The sequence below is a fragment of the Pedococcus sp. 2YAF34 genome (assembly GCF_052114585.1).
GTDB lineage: Bacteria > Actinomycetota > Actinomycetes > Actinomycetales > Dermatophilaceae > Pedococcus.
The window spans coordinates 109,631-126,336 of record NZ_JBFRFA010000001.1 but is presented as its reverse complement, the minus strand read 5'-3'; the positions used below and the strand labels follow the sequence as shown (position 1 = coordinate 126,336).

Here is a 16,706-nt window from a genome sequence, read left to right as displayed (position 1 = left end):
CGTCATGGACACGCTTTTCGGCTCATCCCCTCCACGGGCCAGGTCCCTACGGTGAGCGATGAGCCATCCGTACTTGGCTCATCCCGATGGAGGAGAGCACAGATGCGACGATCCCGCACGGTCGCCATCACCGGAGCGGTGGCCCTGGCCACGTCGGCTCTGGCTGGGACGACAGCAGCCGCGGCCACACACACCGCGACGACGCAGGTCGGTGCAGCCGCCAGCACCCGCTACGTCGTCCTCGCCGACCGCGCAGCCGACGCGGACACCCTGGCCGAAGCGCTGCGTGGCGCGGGTGGCCAGGTCAGCTCGGTCAACCGGGCCATCGGCATGGTCGCCGTGGAGTCGACCTCGAGCGTGTTCCTCGCCCGCGCCCGTGCCCTGCCCGGCGTCCAGGTCGCCGGTCGCGACGGTGTCGTCGGCAGGTCGCCCGACGCGGCCAAGGTGAAGGTCGCCGTCCTCAAGGAGCACCACTCGTCCCTGCGCACCTCGGCGGGGGCGAGCGCCGCAGGAGCGCGGAGTGCGCAGTCGGCGGCTGCCACCAAGGGGCCCTCGGACCCACTGGACAGCCTGCTGTGGGGCATGGACATGATCAAGGCCCCCGCCGCCCACGCGAAGCAGCTGGGAGACAAGCGGGTGCGGGTCGGCGTCATGGACACCGGGGTCGACGGCACCCACCCTGACCTCGCCGCCAACTTCGACCGGACGCTGTCCCGCAACTTCACCAAGGACATGCCCGTCATCGACGGTCCCTGCGAGGTCGCGTCCTGTGTCGACCCCGCCGACGTCGACGACGACGGCCACGGCACCCACGTCGCCGGCACGATGGCGGCAGCCATGAACGGCATGGGCGTGTCGGGCGTCGCACCGGACGTGGGCATCGTCAACGTCCGCGCCGGCCAGGACAGCGGCTACTTCTTCCTCGCTCCCACGGCCAACGCGCTGACCTACTCGGGCGACGTCGGCATCGACGTGGTGAACATGTCCTTCTACGTCGACCCCTGGCTCTACAACTGTCGGGGCGGTGCCCCGGAGGACACACCGGAGCAGGCGGCCGAGCAGGACCTCATCATCGAGACGATGACCCGGGCGCTGAACTACGCCCACCGCAAGGGCGTCACCCTCGTGGCTGCGCTGGGCAACGACCACGACGACGTCTCCCACCCGCGCACCGACGTCTCGAGCCCGGACTTCCCGGTGGGCACGGAGCACTCGCGCACGATCGACGACGCGAGCTGCCTCGACCTCCCGGTCGAAGGTCCCCACGTCATCGGCGTCTCCGCCCTGGGGCCGTCGGCGCGCAAGGCCGACTACTCCAACCACGCCGGCAACCTGCGCTCGGGTGAGCTCGAGGTGTCGGCTCCCGGCGGCTGGTACCGCGACGGTCTCGGCACGGACTCGTACCTCACCAACGAGAACCTCATCCTGTCGACGGCCCCGCGCAACGTGATGGTCGCCGAGGGACAGGTCGACGCCAACGGCGACGTCACACCGCTGGGGGAGTCGCTGGGCACCATGAAGGCCTGCACGAGCCGTCCCGCCCCGGGCGCGAGCGCCTGCGGCTACTACCAGTACCTCCAGGGCACGTCGATGGCCTCACCGCACGCCGCAGGAGTTGCGGCCCTCGCGGTCTCGGCGCACGGAAAGGTCATGGGCGGCAGCGGGTTCGGGCTCGCGCCCGACCGTGTGCGCCGGCTCCTCATGGACACTGCGACCAACCACGCCTGTCCCACCCCCGCGCTCCAGTCGTACGTCGACGTGGGCCGGACGGCAGAGTTCGACGCCCTGTGCGTCGGGAGCCGTGCCTTCAACGGCTTCTACGGGGACGGCATCGTCAACGCCCTGGGCGTCGTGAGGTAGCGACAGGGGCGGTGGAGGCTCGCCACCGGGCGAGCGTCCACCGCCTCGTCGTGCAGCGGTCCCTGCGGGCTGTCAGGCCTCCTGCGCCGCCGCTCCGTGGGCCAGCGACTCGAGGAGCTGGCTGTTGAAGGCCGGCAGGTCGTCGGGGTTGCGGCTGGTGATGAGGTTGCCGTCGACGACGACCTCCTTGTCGACCCACTCGGCGCCGGCGTTGCGCAGGTCGGTCTGCAGGCTGGGCCAGCTCGTGACGGTGCGCCCCTTGAGGACGTCGGCCTCGATGAGGGTCCACGGCGCGTGGCAGATGGCCGCCACGGGCTTGCCGCTGGCGACGAAGTCACGGACGAACGCGACGGCGTCGTCGTCGGTGCGCAGGGCGTCGGGGTTCGCCACACCGCCGGGCAGCACGAGGGCGTCGTAGTCGTCGACCGAGGCTGACGACACGGTCTTGTCGACCGGCCGCGTCTCGGCCTTGTCGAGGTGGTCGAAGGTCTGCACCTCGCCGGACTCCGGGGAGAGCAGGACGGGCTGGGCACCGGCGTCCGTGACGGCCTGCCACGGGTCGGTCAGCTCGACGCGCTCGATGCCCTCGGAGGCGACGAGGAAGGCGATGGTCTTTCCACTCAGATGGCTCATGTCTCCACCCTGCGGTGAGTGGCTGCGCGCCGCAATCGGAGCAGCCGTCCCGGGCTCCTTGTCGGTGGGCCGTGGCACGCTGTGCCCATGATCGGGACACCCGGTGGGACCCCGGAGCGGCCGGCGACCTTCTTCTCGGGGCCACAGGAGTTCTGGGCGTGGCTGGAGGCCAACCACGACTCGGCGACGGAGCTGTGGATGGGCCTGTACAAGAAGCACGTGCCCGAGCGCGGCCTGACCTGGGAGGCCGCCGTCGTCGAGGCCCTGTGCTGGGGGTGGATCGACTCGGTCGCCCAGCGCGTCGACGAGCACTCCGTGCGCCAGCGGTGGACGCCGCGCAAGGCCTCGAGCAACTGGAGCACGGTCAACATCACCACCGTCGAGCGCCTCCTCGTCGAAGGGCGCATGCAGCCGCCGGGGTTGGCTGCCTACGAGCGCCGCAGCCCAGAGCGGTCGGGGGTCTACGCCTACGAGAACCGCGAGCGTGAGCTGCCCGCGGCGTACGCAGAGCAGCTCGCCGCCGACCCGCGCGCGGCCGCGTTCTGGGAGGTGGCCACCCCGTCCTACCGCAAGCTCGCCGTCAACTGGGTGCTCACGGCCAAGCAGGAGGCCACGCGGCACAAGCGGATGACCCAGCTCGTCGACGACAGCTCGCACGGCCGGCTCATCCCGTCGCAGCGCTACGGCGAGCAGCCCCGGTGGGTGGAGCGCGCGGCAGCGGCGGCCGAGGCGGCTGCCGCCGCCGGGGGAGCCGGAGCCTAGAGTTCCCCGCGTGGGATACACCGAGGCCGACCGCGAGCGCTGGGTCCGCGAGGACCCGGTGCTCAAGCGCGCCGACCGTGACGACTTCGCCCGGGACCGCGCCCGACTCGTGCACTCGGCCTCCCTACGACGGCTGTCGGCCAAGACGCAGGTGGTCCAGCCCAGCGACGACGACTTCGTCCGCAACCGGCTGACGCACTCCCTCGAGGTGGCCCAGATCGGTCGCGAGTTCGGCGCAGCCCTGGGCTGCAACGCCGACGTCGTCGACACCGCCTGCCTGGCCCACGACCTCGGTCACCCTCCCTTCGGCCACAACGGTGAGCAGGCGCTCGACGCGGTGGCCACGGACATCGGCGGCTTCGAGGGCAACGCCCAGACCCTGAGGCTGCTCACCCGGCTCGAGCCCAAGCGCACCCACGCCGACGGCCGCCCAGCAGGACTCAACCTCACCCGGGCGAGCCTCGACGCGACGACGAAGTACCCCTGGGCCCGAGGAGCGGCGCCGGTTGCGGTCGGGCCCACGGTGAAGTTCGGCGTCTACGCCGACGACCTCCCGGTGTTCGAGTGGTACCGCGCAGGCCGCGAACCGGGCACCCGCTGCATCGAGGCCGACGTCATGGACTGGTCCGACGACGTGGCCTACTCCGTCCACGACGTCGAGGACGCCATCGCCTCCGGGCGCCTCGACGTCCGGCGGCTGCGCGACGCCACCGACGTCGACAGCGTGGTCGCCGTGGCCACGGGGCTCTACGCCGCCGACCTCGGCTCCGACGCCCTCGGCGCCGCCCTCGAACGCGTCCTCGCGAGCGGTGCGGTCCCCGCGACGTACGACGGCGGGCGCAGCGACCGGGCAGCCTTGAAGGACATGACCTCCCGGCTCATCGGCCGCTTCGTCCTCGCCGTCGAGGTGGCCACTCGCGAGCGCCACGGTTCGGGCTCGCTGACCCGCTACGACGCCGACCTCGTCGTCCCCGACGACACCAGGGCGGAGTGCGCCGTGCTCAAGGCGGTGGCAGCCCACTTCGTCATGCACGCCCAGGAGCGCGTGACCGTCATGGCCGGGCAGCGGCAGGTCGTGCGCTCCCTCGTCGAGGCCTACCAGGCCGATCCGCCCGGACGGCTCGACCCCGACCTGCTCGCGGACTGGAAGGCGGCCGCCTCCGACGCCGAGGCGTTGCGCGTCGTGGTCGACCAGGTGGCCTCGCTCAGCGACGTGCGGGCCCTCGCGCTGCACGAGCGCTGGTGCTGAGGCGTCACCGGCGCCGCCGCCCCTGACGCCGGCGACGACGCCGGGAGCGGGACGGACCGCGTCAGGCGGGGGTGAAGGCGCGGGCCTCGCCGATGACGCTGAGCCCCACGATCGTGCCGGTGGAGGGCACCTCGGTGCCGTGGATGCGCGCAGTGACGACCGTGTGGTCGCCCTGCAGGCGCAGTGCCACCAGGGCGTCGTGGCCGAAGTAGGTCGTCGAGAGGACCTCGGCGCAGGGGTGGCCGGGGGCGACGCTGCCGAGCTGGATCTGCTCGGGCCGAAGCAGCACGTCGACCGTGCCGGCCGGGGCGGGCTGGTGCACCTTGAGCCGTCCGAGTGCGGTCGCCACGGACGTGCCCTCGGCGCGTCCACGCAGGAACACCGCGTCACCGAGGAACGCCGCGGCGTGCCGGTCGGCCGGCGTGGCATACACCTCCGTCGGGGCGCCCACCTGGGCGAAGCGGCCCTCGTGCATGATCGCCACCTCGTCGGCGAACGACAGCGCCTCGGACTGGTCATGGGTCACCAGCACCACGGTCACGCCCTCGTGGGCCAGGGCGTCGGCGACGGCCTGGCGCGTCGAGGCACGCAGGCCGGCGTCGAGGGAGGAGAACGGCTCGTCGAGGAGCACCACGCTGGGCCGGCGGGCCAGCGCCCGGGCCAGCGCGACGCGCTGCTGCTGGCCGCCGCTCAGCTGGTCGGGGCGGCGCTTGGCGAGGTCGGGGGTCAGGCCCACCAGCTCGAGCAGCTCGCCGACCCGGGCGCCGGTGCGCCGCGCCGCACGGGGGAGGCCGTAGGACACGTTGGCGCCGACCGACAGGTGGGGGAAGAGGTTGCCCTCCTGCGGCACGTAGCCGATGCCACGACGCTCCGGGGGGACCCAGGTGTCGGGTCCGACGACGGTGCGGTCGTCGAGCTGGACCGTCCCTGCGTCGGGGGTCTGGAACCCGGCCACGACCCGCAGCAGCGTCGTCTTGCCGCAGCCCGAGGGGCCGAGGATGGCCGTGGTCGTCCCGGAGGGCACCACGAGGTCGATGCCGTGCAGGACGGGACGCGGTCCGTAGGACGCGTCGACCCCGGCAACACGCAGGGTGGTCACAGCGCAGGCTCCTCATCGGGTCGTCGCAGCAGCAGGTAGGTGAGCGGGGCGGACACCAGGACCATCGCGGCGGCGTACGGTGCCGCGCCCGCGTAGTCGATGCTCTCACTCGCACTCCAGAACGCGGTGGCCAGTGTCTGGGTGCCGGTCGGCGCGAGCAGCAGGGTGGCGGTGAGCTCGGTCGACACGGCGATGAACACCATGGCGAAGCCGGCCAGCGTGCCCGGCAGCGTCAGGGGGACCAGGACGCGGGTGAAGGCGCGCCACGGGCTGTCGCCGAGGGCGCGGGCGGCGTCGGTCAGCTCCTCGGGCGCGTGGGCCATGGCCGCGCGGATGCTGACCATGGCGCGGGGGATGAACAGGATCGCGTAGGCCGCGACGAGGACGACGCTGGTCTGGTAGACGGCGTTGGCGTACTTGACCGACAGGGTGACCAGGGCGAGCGCGATGACCACACCGGGCAGCGACGAGGCGACGTAGGTGGCGCGCTCGACCAGCACCGACAGCCAGCTGCGGCGGCGGGCGATGAGCCACGCGATGGGGAACGCCGCGACGACGGTGACGACACCCGCGCCGAGACCGAGGCCGAGCGTGCTGCCCAGGGTCCTGGCCACCTGGGCCGGGTCGACCTGCGCGCTGCCGGCAGCCAGCCAGTAGACGAGGCTCCCCAACGGCACGCCCAGCGACAGGGCGGTCAGGGCCGTCATCGCCAGCAGGGACGGGACCGTCCAGCGGCCGAGCCGGGCCGGGAGCGCGCGACGGGCGGCGCCGCGGCCGAACCTCGCGAGCCGGACGGTGCCGCGCAGCAGCGCCTCCACCGTGAGCAGCCCCAGGCAGAGGGCGATGAGCACCAGGGCCAGGACGCTGCCGGCGCTGTTGCTGAACGCGACCTGGAACTGCTCGAGGATCGCGGTCGTGAACGTCGGGAAGCGAAGCATCGCCAGCACGCCGAACTCCGAGAGCAGGTGCAGCGACACCAGCAGCATGCCGCCGAGCATCGCCGGGCGCAGCTGCGGCAGGACGGCACGGAAGAAGGTGCGCCACGGGCCCTGCCCGAGCGAGCGCGAGGAGTCTTCCATGGCCTGGTCGAGCCCGCGCAGCACCGCCGCCACAGGCAGGAAGACGAACGGGAAGTAGGACAGGGTGGTGACCAGCACGGCGCCGCGGAGCCCTTCGAGGTCCGGGCGGACGGTGACCCACGCGTAGCTGTTGACGAAGGCGGGGACCGCCAGCGGCGCGACCATCAGCACCCGCCAGTACTTCGCTCCCGGGAGCGAGGTGCGCTCCACGAGCCAGGCGGTCCCGATACCCAGCACGGTGGTGAGGGCGACGGTGACGACCACGAGCGAGGCGGTGTTGCGCAGCAGCTCGCCGACCCGCGGACGCCACAGCAGCGACCACGCCTGGCCGAGGCCGGTGTCGAACGCGGTCGACACGACCACGAGCAGGGGCAGCACGCACAGCGCCGCCACGGCCAGGCTGGCCGTGACGACTGCGGTGGGCGCGGAGGTGCCGCGCCGGCGACGAGCCACCTAGAGGATGCCCGCGGCGGTCATCAGCTCGATGACCTTGGGGCCGTTCAGGGTGTAGGGGTCGACCTTGGGCGCCTGCAGCGACTCGAGCGGCTCGAGGGCCTTGTCGGACGCGACACCGTTGCCGACGGCGTACTCCTTGGCGTCGCTGGTGGCGAGCATGGTCTGCCCCTCCTTGCCGGTGACGAAGGCGAGGAACTTCTGCGCGTTGGCCGCGTGCTTGCTCGACTTCAGCACCGCACCGCCGGAGATGCTGACGAAGGCACCCGGGTCCTGGTTGCGGAAGTAGAGGAGCTTGGTGTTCTTGCTGCCGGCCTTGGTCAGGGCCTGGTCGCGGTACCAGTAGTAGTGGTACAAGATCCCGACAGGGACCTGGCCGGCGTTGACGGCCTTCATCACGGCGATGTTGTTCTGGTAGATCTTCGCGCCGTCCTTGAGCCCCTTGAGCCAGGCGGCGGTCTTCGGCTCGCCCTGCGTCGCGAGGATGGCGCTGACGATGGCCTGGAAGTCGGCGCCGCCCGCAGCAGCACCCCACTTGCCCGCCCACTTCGGGTCCTGCAGGTCCATGATCGACTTCGGCAGCTCGGCCGCCGAGATCTTGTCGGGGTTGTAGACCAGGACGGTCGAGCGCGCGGCGATGCCGACCCAGTCCTTGGAGGACGGCGCGTAGCCGGAGCCGACCTGGGCGATGGTCGAGGCGTCGACCGGGGCGAGCAGCCCGGCGCGCTGCACCGTGGTCATGGCGGGCGAGTTCTCGGTGAGGAAGACGTCGGCCGGCGACCTGTCGCCCTCCTGCACGATCTGCGATCCCATCGAGGAGTCGCTGCCGTAGCGGATCTGGACCTTGATGCCGCTCTCCTCCTGGAACTTCTTGGCCCAGGCCTCGGTGAGGTTCTCGTGCTGCGCGCTGTAGATCGTGAGCTTGTCCGGGTCGAGGTTCTTGCCGGCCTCGAGGGTCCCGCCGCCGCAGCCGGCGAGGCCGAGGGCGGCAGTCGCCGCCAGGGCGACGAGGACGGTGCGTCGGGGCATCACGGTCGGGAACTCCTGGGGGTCGGCTGCAGGGAAGGGGCGCGCGTCTGGCACCGTGGTCGGTGGTCGCGCGCTGGGCGTCCTCGCCGTTGAGAAGGCAAGGCTTACCTTACTCTCGCCTCCGGCTCAGTCGAAATCGGCATTCCGGACGACGGAACGTCGGGGGGTTCCTCGCTCCGCGCCGCACCGCCCAGGGCCCTGGTGGCGCTCGCGCCACGTACGCCGCGGTGGAGCATCTGGCGCGCCGTCCACCCGAGCAGCAGCGTGCCGCCCACGGGGACCTCCATGCCGATGACGAAGAACCGGTAGAGCAGGACTCCGGCGGCCGCGGAGGCCGGGTCCGCGCCCATCCGCACGAGGTAGGCGGTCATGCCGAGCTCCACGAACCCGGTGGCGCCCGGGGTGACCACCGCGAGGGAGAGCACCCGCTCGACGGCGAACGCCGCGAAGACGACGGAGGCTGCCGGCGGGGTGCCGACCGCTGCGAGGCACAGCCACAGCAGGGCGGCCTGCGCGGCGGCGTACAGCAGCTTGCCCGCCGTGAGGCGTGGCCACGCGTGCCGGACGAGCTCGATGATGGCGCCCCGCATCTCCACGGCGCGGGCCTCCTGGCCTCCCGCCGTGCGGTGCAGACGGACCGGGAGGCGGTCGGCGGCCGCGCCGAGCCGCCGCGCCCCGACGTCGGTGCGGAGCAGGAACGCGGTGAGCGCGGCTGCCGCGAGGAGTGCGGCGACCGACCCGAGGCCGGCGCTGAGGAGCAGGTCGCCCTCACCGCGCCCTTCGAGGCCGAACCACCCGAGGGCCACCGCAGGCACCACGAGCCGCCCGAGGACGTCCCAGATGTTCGTCACCAGGGCCCACCGCACGAACGCGGTCGTGGTGAAGCCCCACCGCCGGCAGGACCACCAGTTGACGGCCGTGCCCAGGGCGCCACCGAGGGGCACGACGTTGGACACGCTGCTGCCGGAGATGTTGAGGAAGAAGGCGCGCCGGTGGCTGAGCCCCGGGAGGGCAGCCACCAGCACGATGGTGTGGACCCACAGCCCCGCCAGCCACACCGCCGCGAGCAGGACGAACCAGGGCAGCGGCACGGAGCCGAGCACCGTGCCGATCTGCGTCCACGTGGCATTGGCGATCCGCGGCAGGCCGAGGGCGAGCAGCACCACAGCCGTCGCGACGGCGGCCAGCGCCTCGACGGCCCGGCGGGCGACACGACGACCCTCCCCGGTCATGACTGCAGTCTGCGGCCGTGCAGGCGTCCTCGGCCGGGCCCAAGGTCCCCCGCCTGCGACGGGACTGTGGGGGAGCGCCACGACGGCATCGGCGGACCACCTAGACTCGGCCGCGACAAGGAGGGCCAGTGGCGGGTCGGATCAAGGCCGAGGACGTCGCGCTCGTCAAGGAGCGGTCGTCGATCGAGGACGTCGTGCGCGAGCACGTGACGCTGCGACCCGCGGGCCCGGGCTCGATGAAGGGGCTGTGCCCCTTCCACGACGAGAAGACGCCCTCCTTCAACATCCGGCCCACCGTCGGCGCCTGGCACTGCTTCGGCTGCGGCGAGGGCGGCGACGTCATCTCGTTCGTGCAGAAGGTCGAGCACCTGACGTTCAGCGAGTCGGTCGAGCGGCTGGCCCAGAAGCTCGGGATGGAGCTGCACTACGAGGAGGGTGGGCGCCCGCGCGACGGAGAGAGCCTCGGCCGGCGCTCGCGCCTGCTGGAGGCCCACCGGGCGGCGCAGGAGTTCTACCACCACGCGCTGCTCAACTCCCCGGAGGCGCGGATCGGGCGCGACTTCCTGCGCGAGCGGGGGTTCGACAGCGAGGCGGCCAAGCGCTTCGGCGTGGGGTTCGCCCCCCGCGGCGGCGAGGAGCTCTCGCGCCACCTGCGGTCCAAGGGCTTCACCGACGACGAGCTGACCATCGGTGGCCTGTCGGGCCGGGGGAGCCGGGGGCTCTACGACCGGTTCCGTGGACGGCTGGTCTGGCCCATCCGCGACATCACCGGCGACACGGTCGGCTTCGGCGCGCGCCGCCTGTTCGACGACGACCGGATCGCCGCGAAGTACCTCAACACCTCCGAGACGCCCATCTACAAGAAGTCCACCGTCCTCTACGGCCTCGACCTGGCGAAGAAGTCGATCGCGGGGGACCGCAAGGCCGTGGTCGTCGAGGGCTACACCGACGTCATGGCCTGCCACCTCGCCGGCATCGAGGGTGCGGTCGCCACCTGTGGCACCGCGTTCGGGGTCGACCACATCAAGGTGCTGCGCCGCATCATGCGCGACGAGGCCGACCTCGCCCCCGCGCGCGTCGTCTTCACGTTCGACGGTGACGCCGCCGGGCAGAAGGCGGCCATGAAGGCGTTCGGCGAGGACCAGCGCTGGGCCTCCCAGTCGTTCGTGGCCGTGGCCGACGGGGGCATGGACCCGTGCGAGCTCCGGATCGCCAAGGGCGACGACGCCGTGCGCCACCTCGTCGACGACGCCGTGCCGATGTTCGAGTTCGCCGTGCGCACCACCATCGCACGGTTCGACCTGTCGACGGCGGAGGGCCGGGTGCAGGGGATGCGCGCGGCGGCGCCGATCGTCAACAGCATCCGCGACAGCTCGATGCGCCCGGAGTACATCCGCACCGTGGCCGGGTGGATCGGCGTCGAGGTGGAGCAGGTCCAGGCGGAGGTCTCCCGCGCGCAGCGCCTCGCCGCCCGCGACGCCAAGGCCGACGGCGACGCCGGGCCCGGTGCCGGTACGGGTGGCGGAGCCGGTCAGGCTCCGGGTCACCCCCAGCGCGGCCAGCGCGCGGACGCCGACATGGTCCCCGAGCCGTCCTTCGAGGAGGCGCGAGCGGCGCTGCCGGCCCCCGACCTGCGGGACCCCGTGGTGTTCGCCGAGCGGCAGCTGCTGCAGACCCTGTTGCAGTACCCCGACAGCTTCGAGCCCGCCGACATCGACAGCCTCGACGCGGAGGCCTTCACCGCGCCGGCCCACCGGGCGGTCTTCGACGGCATCCGCGCCGCGGGTGGCCCCCGTCGTGGGCTGTCGACCCAGGCCTGGGCCGACACCGTGGCCGAGGCCGCCCCGTTGTCCGTACGTGGCCTCGTCTCCGAGCTCGCCGTGGCGCCCCTGCCCACCCGTTTCGACAAGGCGACGGGGCTGCCCGAGCGCCGCTACGTCGACGCGCTCCTCGTGCGCGTCCAGGAGGTCTCCTTGACCCGCAAGATCGGCGACGCCATGTCCGCGATGCGCCGCATGGCCGCCGACCCCCATACCGACCCCGCGCAGGCGCGTGCCCTCAGCGGCGAGCTGCAGGACCTCCAGCGCGAGCTGGCCCGGCTGCGCGACCGGGCGAGCTGATGGGCATCTCGCTGCGCCGCGGCGCCAAGCTCCCCGAGGCGGTCAAGCAGGCCCTCGCGCTCGGTCCGCGCGAGAGGGTGCTGTCCTTCGCCGCCGAGGAGGCCGGTGGCCGGCCGACCGGCACCACCGTGGTCGCCACCACCCACGGCCTGTATGCCGTCGACGCGACGGGGTCGCGCGTCGTCGCCCGGCCGTGGCACGAGGTCGACGCGGGGTCGTGGTCGGCCGAGCTGCACCAGCTGACGGTGACGTGGGTCGACCGCGCCGCACCGGCGCAGTGGGTGCTGGGCGATTCGTCCCTGCTGCCGGAGACGCTGCGCGAGCGGGTGCAGGCCAGCGTGGTGCTGGCCCAGAAGTTCGAGGTGGGTCCGCGCCGCTCCGCCCGGGCCGTGATCCGCCAGGACCTCGCCACCGGGGACCTTGTCGAGCAGGTCGTCCTGGGCAGGAACGTACGGGCCGACGACCCCGAGGTGGCGCTCGCCGCCGACCAGGCGCTGGACTACCTGCGCGAGCAGGTCGGCCTCTCCTGAGCCCGCGCAGCGGTGCCCCCGAGCGCGGCAGGAAGCCGGTTCCGCGACCATCTGGGGAGGTGCCGCCGACCCGCGGGTCCCGTTTTCGGATCAGCCGGGATCGTTTGCTATGGTTGCGCAGCGCCAACGGCGGGGTCCCGCCGAAGCACTTTCCCCTGTAGCTCAATTGGCAGAGCAGCCGACTGTTAATCGGCAGGTTGTTGGTTCGAGTCCAACCGGGGGAGCAACCACGAAGGCCCGGGTCACAGGACCCGGGCCTTCGTCGTGTCCGAGCTCGGACCGTCAGGTGTTGGTGGCGTCGGTGTTGACGACGCCCTCGCCGCCCAGGGTGGACTGCTCGGCCGTCGTGCCGGTCACCGGGCCGCCACCGCCGACCACCGCGCGACCGCGCCGCGACAGCCGGCGCTGGACCCGTGAGGCGACGACGGTCAGGGCGTAGTTGATGACGATGAACAGCAGTGCCGCGACGAGGTAGGCCGGCACGGTGTTGGCGAACGCCGACCCGAGCGTCTTGCTCCAGTTCAGGAGCTCGAGGTAGGTCACCTGGTAACCCAGCGCCGAGTCCTTGAGGATGACGACGAACTGGCCGATCAGGGCCGGCAGCATCGCGGTCAGGGCCTGCGGCAGCTGGATCGAGCGCATCACCTGCGAGCGCGTCAGCCCCAGCGACAGGCCGGCCTCGGACTGGCCCTTGGGCAGGGAGAAGACGCCGGAGCGGACCAGCTCGGCGATGACGGAGCCGTTGTAGAGCGTCAGGCCGGTGACCACGGCGGCCAGCGGGGCGGTCTCCGCGGAGAACAACGTGCCCCGGGCATACAGCCCGAAGTAGGCGAAGATCATCATGAGCAGGACGGGTACGGCGCGGAAGAACTCCACGACGACGCCACAGACCCAGCGCAGCGGGGTGATGGACGACAGGCGCCCGACGCCGAACACGATGCCGAAGACCCCGGCCAGGACGATGGAGATCGCCGCGGCCTTGAACGTCCCGAGCAGGCCGGGCACGAGGTAGTCGCGCCACACCGCCCGGTCGGTGACGAACGGCTTCCACAGGGCGCCCTGGAGCTGGTTGGCGTCCTTCATCTTGAGCACGACCAGGACGAGGACCCCGATGGCCACGACGAGGCCCAGCGCGGCGAGGACGGCGTGGCGGCGACGGGCCCGCGGGCCGGGGGCGTCGAAGAGGACGGAGGCGCTCACCGCTTCACCGCCAGGCGTCGCGACAGGTGGGTGAACAGCAGGCCGAGCGGCAGGGTGAGGATGACGAACCCGATCGCGAAGATGGCGAAGACGGAGAAGGAACCGGTCTCGTTCTCGATGACCTCCTGCATGAGGCCGGCCGCGTCAGTGGTGCCGATGACCGCGGCGACGGTGGTGTTCTTGATGAGGGCGATGAGGACCGAGCCGAGCGGCGCGACCGAGCCGCGGAACGCCTGCGGCAGGATGACGTTGACCATGCTCTGGCCGAACGTCAGGCCCACCGCGCGCGCGGCCTCGGCCTGGCCGGCCGGCACGGTGTTGACGCCGGACCGCAGGGCCTCGCAGACGAACGCCGCGTGGTAGACCGACAGGACCACGATCGCCCAGCGGATGGCGTTCTGCTGCACGTCCTGCGACAGCGGCAGGCCCATGATGTAGGTGACGCCGAGGACGCTGAGGACCATCATCAGCGTGAGCGGGACGTTGCGGAACACGTTGACGTAGCTCGTGCCCAGCAGGCGCAGCACGGCCACGGGGGAGACGCGCATGACGGCGACGACGGTCCCGAGGACCAGCGCGCCGAGGGCCCCGAAGAAGGCCAGCCGGATCGTCAGCCAGAACGCGCCGAGCACGTCGTAGCTGCCCAGGATGTCGCCCATGCAGGGAACCTTCCGTCGCAGGGTGGGGGCAGGGGTGAGGCGGTACGCCGCCCGCTCGCGCTCCACGCGGAGGGGAGCGGGCGGCGTACCCGGCGCTCAGGCCGTCAGGCGCAGGCGTCCTGCTTCGGCGGGTTGGTGGCGCTGTCGACCTTGAACCCGGCGGGGCCGAGGTTCTTGTCGACGGCCTTCTGCCACTCGCCGGAGCTGATCATCTTGGCGATCGCGGTGTTGACCTTCTCGCACATGGCCTTGTCGCCCTTCTTGAGGCCGATGCCGTAGCGCTCCTCGGAGAAGGTCTTGCCGACGACCTTGAGCTTGCCCTTGTACTGGTCCTGCGAGGCGTAGCCCGCGAGGATCGTGTTGTCGGTCGTGAGGGCGTCGACGCCCTTGGAGACCAGCGCCGCGACGCACTCGGAGTAGGTGCCGAACTCCTGCAGCTGCACGCCCGGGTACTTGTCCTTGACCTTCTGGGCCGAGGTCGAGCCCTTGACCGAGCACAGGCGCTTGCCGGTGAGGGTCTCGGGGCCGGTGATGGTGCTCTCGTCGCTGCGGACGAGCAGGTCCTGGCCGGCGATGAAGTAGGGGCCGGCGAAGGACACCTTCTGCTTGCGCTCGTCGGTGATCGAGTAGGTCGCGACGACCATCTTCACCTGGCCGGTGGAGATCAGCGTCTCGCGCTGGGCCGACGGGGCCTGGACCCACGAGATGTCCTTGGCGTCGTGGCCGAGCTCCTTGGCCACGTAGGTCGCGACGTCGACGTCGAAACCGGTGTAGCTGGAGCCCTCCTTGAGGCCGAGACCGGGCTGGTCGAACTTGATGCCGATCTTGAAGTCACCGCCGCCGCCACCGCCACTGTCCTTGGCGCTGTCCCCGCACGCGGTCAGGCTGAGCGCGATCACCGATGCGGCGGCGATCGCACCAAACTGGCGAACCTTCATGTGTTTCCTCCTGGGTGTGGTCGCGACGCCGGTGCGACGCGGTCGAGCAGGTCGAGCGAGGTGCGGCCGTCCAGCGAGCTGGCCGGACCGTTCAGTGGGTGAGGATCTTCCCGAGGAAGTCCTTGGCGCGGTCGGACTTCGGCGCCGTGAAGAACGCCTCGGGCGCCTGCTCCTCGACGATCTGGCCGTCGGCCATGAAGACGACACGGTTGGCAGCCTTGCGGGCGAAGCCCATCTCGTGCGTGACGACGACCATCGTCATGCCCTCCTTGGCCAGCTCGACCATCACGTCGAGGACCTCGTTGATCATCTCGGGGTCCAGGGCCGAGGTGGGCTCGTCGAAGAGCATGACCTTGGGGTCCATGGCGAGGGAGCGCGCGATCGCCACGCGCTGCTGCTGCCCGCCGGAGAGCTGTGCCGGGAACTTCTGCGCCTGGTGGGCCACCCCGACGCGCTCGAGCAGCTCCATGGCGCGCTTCTCGGCCTGTGCCTTCGGCGTCTTGCGCGCCTTGATCGGGCCGAGGGTGACGTTGTCGAGGATCGTCTTGTGGGCGAAGAGGTTGAACGACTGGAACACCATGCCGACGTCGGCGCGCAGCTGCGCGAGCTCCTTGCCCTCCTCGGGCAGCGTCTTGCCGTCGATGGTGATCGAGCCGGTCTCGAAGGTCTCGAGCCGGTTGATGGTGCGGCAGAGCGTGGACTTGCCGGACCCCGAGGGACCGATGACCACGACGACCTCGCCGGCCCCGATCGACAGGTTGATGTCGCGCAGGACGTGCAGGTCGCCGAAGTGCTTGTTGACGTCCTTGAGGACGACGAGTGGCTCCGTCATGTCCGGCAACCTACCGCTACGCGCCCCTCGCGGGACCACCCGCACCGGGACCGTCACGCAACGGCAACCTGCCGAAGTGGTGCTCAGGCGGCGTCGACGCCCCGTCGCGCGAGGGTGGTCGGCAACGGCCTGAAGTCCTCTCGACGGCCCTGCCCGGACAGCGTCCGCCACTGCTGCCAGCCGTCGACGTCGCGGCGCTGCAGCAGGAAGTACCAGGCGTAGCGCGCCTCGTCCGGCCAGCGGCGCCACCGCAGCCCCGGCTGTGCGGTGAGGTAGCCCAGGTTGCGGAACGTGCGCTCGCGCCGGGTGGTGTCCCGGGGCACGAGGACGGTGAGCCGACCCCCGGCCAGCGGCGCCCAGTCGTCGTGGCCGGCCGGGTGCAGGTAGGTGGCGGGGCTGCACGTGCCGAACCGCAGCCGGCTGCGACGCAGCCGCCGGTGGATCTCGACCTCGTCCCCGCGGACGAACAGCCGCGGGTCCGGGACGCCGACCACGTCGAGCGCCCGGGCGGAGAACAGCGCGCCGTTGAAGAGGTTGGCGACGTCCGGCACGAGCACGTCGGTGCCGAGCCGGTCGCGGCGGCGCACCCAGGTCAGCCCCCGGCGCAGCGGGAACGCCAGCCGGTCGGGGTCGTCCTCGTCGACCACGAGCGGGGACACGACGTCGAGGGCGTGGTCGGCGGCGCACGTCAGCAGCCGTCCGAGGGTGTACGGGGAGCCGGGGCGGCCGTCGTCGTCGGCGAGCCACACCCAGTCCGCACCGAGCGCCCGGGCCGCGAGGACGCCGTACGCGTAGCCGCCCGCCCCGCCGAGGTTGGTCTCGGAGCGCAGGAGCGTGTGCTGGATCCCGCTGCCTGCCAACGCCTGTGCCAACGCGTCGGCCACGCCCGGTTCGGTGCCGTTGTCCACCACGACGAGGTGGTCGGGGCGGTGGTGCTGGGCGGCGACGGCCTCGAGGCACCGGGTCAGCAGGGCGACCCGGTCACAGGTGACGACGACGCAGACCACGCGCGGCTGGCGAGCTCTCACGCC

General features: G+C 71.9%; 15 protein-coding genes and 1 tRNA gene. 6 read left to right on the top strand and 10 right to left on the bottom strand.

Annotated elements, in window-relative coordinates; translation table 11 throughout:
* Nucleotides 1-102 precede the first annotated feature (102 nt).
* Complete coding sequence (locus tag AB4Z02_RS00600) at nucleotides 103-1,860, top strand: S8 family serine peptidase (protein WP_441968460.1); 1,758 nt, start codon at nucleotides 103-105, stop codon at nucleotides 1,858-1,860.
* A gap of 72 nt (nucleotides 1,861-1,932) precedes the next feature.
* Here the strand turns inward: AB4Z02_RS00600 and AB4Z02_RS00595 are convergent, their stop codons facing one another.
* Entirely contained in the window at nucleotides 1,933-2,493 is a 561-nt protein-coding gene (locus AB4Z02_RS00595; RefSeq protein ID WP_056884596.1) for a type 1 glutamine amidotransferase domain-containing protein, read from the bottom strand.
* A gap of 87 nt (nucleotides 2,494-2,580) precedes the next feature.
* Between AB4Z02_RS00595 and AB4Z02_RS00590 the strand changes: the two genes are divergently transcribed.
* Together AB4Z02_RS00590 and AB4Z02_RS00585 are read left to right on the top strand one after the other, a co-directional pair.
* Entirely contained in the window at nucleotides 2,581-3,255 is a 675-nt protein-coding gene (locus AB4Z02_RS00590; RefSeq protein WP_056884595.1) for a YdeI/OmpD-associated family protein, read from the top strand.
* A 10-nt stretch (nucleotides 3,256-3,265) separates the two neighbouring features.
* Nucleotides 3,266-4,504, top strand: a complete 1,239-nt coding sequence (locus tag AB4Z02_RS00585) for a deoxyguanosinetriphosphate triphosphohydrolase (RefSeq protein ID WP_441968457.1) — start codon at nucleotides 3,266-3,268, stop codon at nucleotides 4,502-4,504.
* 61 nt (nucleotides 4,505-4,565) lie between these two features.
* Here the strand turns inward: AB4Z02_RS00585 and AB4Z02_RS00580 are convergent, their stop codons facing one another.
* From AB4Z02_RS00580 to AB4Z02_RS00565, 4 genes are all read right to left on the bottom strand, one after another.
* Nucleotides 4,566-5,603, bottom strand: a complete 1,038-nt coding sequence (locus AB4Z02_RS00580) for an ABC transporter ATP-binding protein (RefSeq protein ID WP_056884593.1) — start codon at nucleotides 5,601-5,603, stop codon at nucleotides 4,566-4,568.
* Nucleotides 5,600-7,135 (bottom strand): ABC transporter permease, encoded by a 1,536-nt coding sequence (locus tag AB4Z02_RS00575; RefSeq protein ID WP_441968455.1) that lies wholly within the window; start codon nucleotides 7,133-7,135, stop codon nucleotides 5,600-5,602. Before AB4Z02_RS00575 ends, AB4Z02_RS00580 begins: the two co-directional genes overlap by 4 nt.
* Nucleotides 7,136-8,164, bottom strand: coding sequence for an iron ABC transporter substrate-binding protein (locus AB4Z02_RS00570; RefSeq protein WP_441968453.1), 1,029 nt, complete (start codon nucleotides 8,162-8,164; stop codon nucleotides 7,136-7,138).
* Between the two features lie 104 nt (nucleotides 8,165-8,268).
* Nucleotides 8,269-9,396, bottom strand: a complete 1,128-nt coding sequence (locus AB4Z02_RS00565; RefSeq protein WP_441968451.1) for a lysylphosphatidylglycerol synthase domain-containing protein — start codon at nucleotides 9,394-9,396, stop codon at nucleotides 8,269-8,271.
* Between the two features lie 128 nt (nucleotides 9,397-9,524).
* Between AB4Z02_RS00565 and dnaG the strand changes: the two genes are divergently transcribed.
* The 3 genes from dnaG to AB4Z02_RS00550 all read left to right on the top strand — a co-directional run bounded on the left by dnaG (nucleotide 9,525) and on the right by AB4Z02_RS00550 (nucleotide 12,270).
* On the top strand, nucleotides 9,525-11,516 hold the full coding sequence (gene dnaG / locus AB4Z02_RS00560) for a DNA primase (RefSeq protein WP_441968449.1): 1,992 nt from the start codon (nucleotides 9,525-9,527) through the stop codon (nucleotides 11,514-11,516).
* Nucleotides 11,516-12,046 (top strand): hypothetical protein, encoded by a 531-nt coding sequence (locus AB4Z02_RS00555; protein ID WP_441968447.1) that lies wholly within the window; start codon nucleotides 11,516-11,518, stop codon nucleotides 12,044-12,046. The genes dnaG and AB4Z02_RS00555 overlap by 1 nt, the downstream gene beginning before the upstream one ends.
* A gap of 151 nt (nucleotides 12,047-12,197) precedes the next feature.
* Nucleotides 12,198-12,270, top strand: a tRNA-Asn gene (locus AB4Z02_RS00550).
* 58 nt (nucleotides 12,271-12,328) lie between these two features.
* Here AB4Z02_RS00550 and AB4Z02_RS00545 read toward each other — a convergent pair.
* The 5 genes from AB4Z02_RS00545 to glfT1 form a co-directional block, all read right to left on the bottom strand.
* Complete coding sequence (locus tag AB4Z02_RS00545; protein ID WP_441968445.1) at nucleotides 12,329-13,246, bottom strand: amino acid ABC transporter permease; 918 nt, start codon at nucleotides 13,244-13,246, stop codon at nucleotides 12,329-12,331.
* On the bottom strand, nucleotides 13,243-13,905 hold the full coding sequence (locus AB4Z02_RS00540; protein WP_441968443.1) for an amino acid ABC transporter permease: 663 nt from the start codon (nucleotides 13,903-13,905) through the stop codon (nucleotides 13,243-13,245). Before AB4Z02_RS00540 ends, AB4Z02_RS00545 begins: the two co-directional genes overlap by 4 nt.
* Nucleotides 13,906-14,009: 104 nt before the next feature.
* Nucleotides 14,010-14,843: a glutamate ABC transporter substrate-binding protein gene (locus AB4Z02_RS00535; RefSeq protein ID WP_056884585.1), complete on the bottom strand. Its 834-nt coding sequence runs from the start codon at nucleotides 14,841-14,843 to the stop codon at nucleotides 14,010-14,012.
* Nucleotides 14,844-14,934: 91 nt separating this feature from the next.
* A complete protein-coding gene (locus AB4Z02_RS00530) occupies nucleotides 14,935-15,675 on the bottom strand; it encodes an amino acid ABC transporter ATP-binding protein (protein ID WP_156400028.1) in 741 nt (246 codons plus the stop codon).
* 83 nt (nucleotides 15,676-15,758) lie between these two features.
* Nucleotides 15,759-16,703 carry a galactofuranosyltransferase GlfT1 gene (gene glfT1, locus AB4Z02_RS00525; protein ID WP_441968440.1) on the bottom strand — a complete coding sequence of 315 codons (945 nt, stop codon included), beginning with the start codon at nucleotides 16,701-16,703 and terminating at the stop codon, nucleotides 15,759-15,761.
* Between the last annotated feature and the right edge of the window lie 3 nt (nucleotides 16,704-16,706).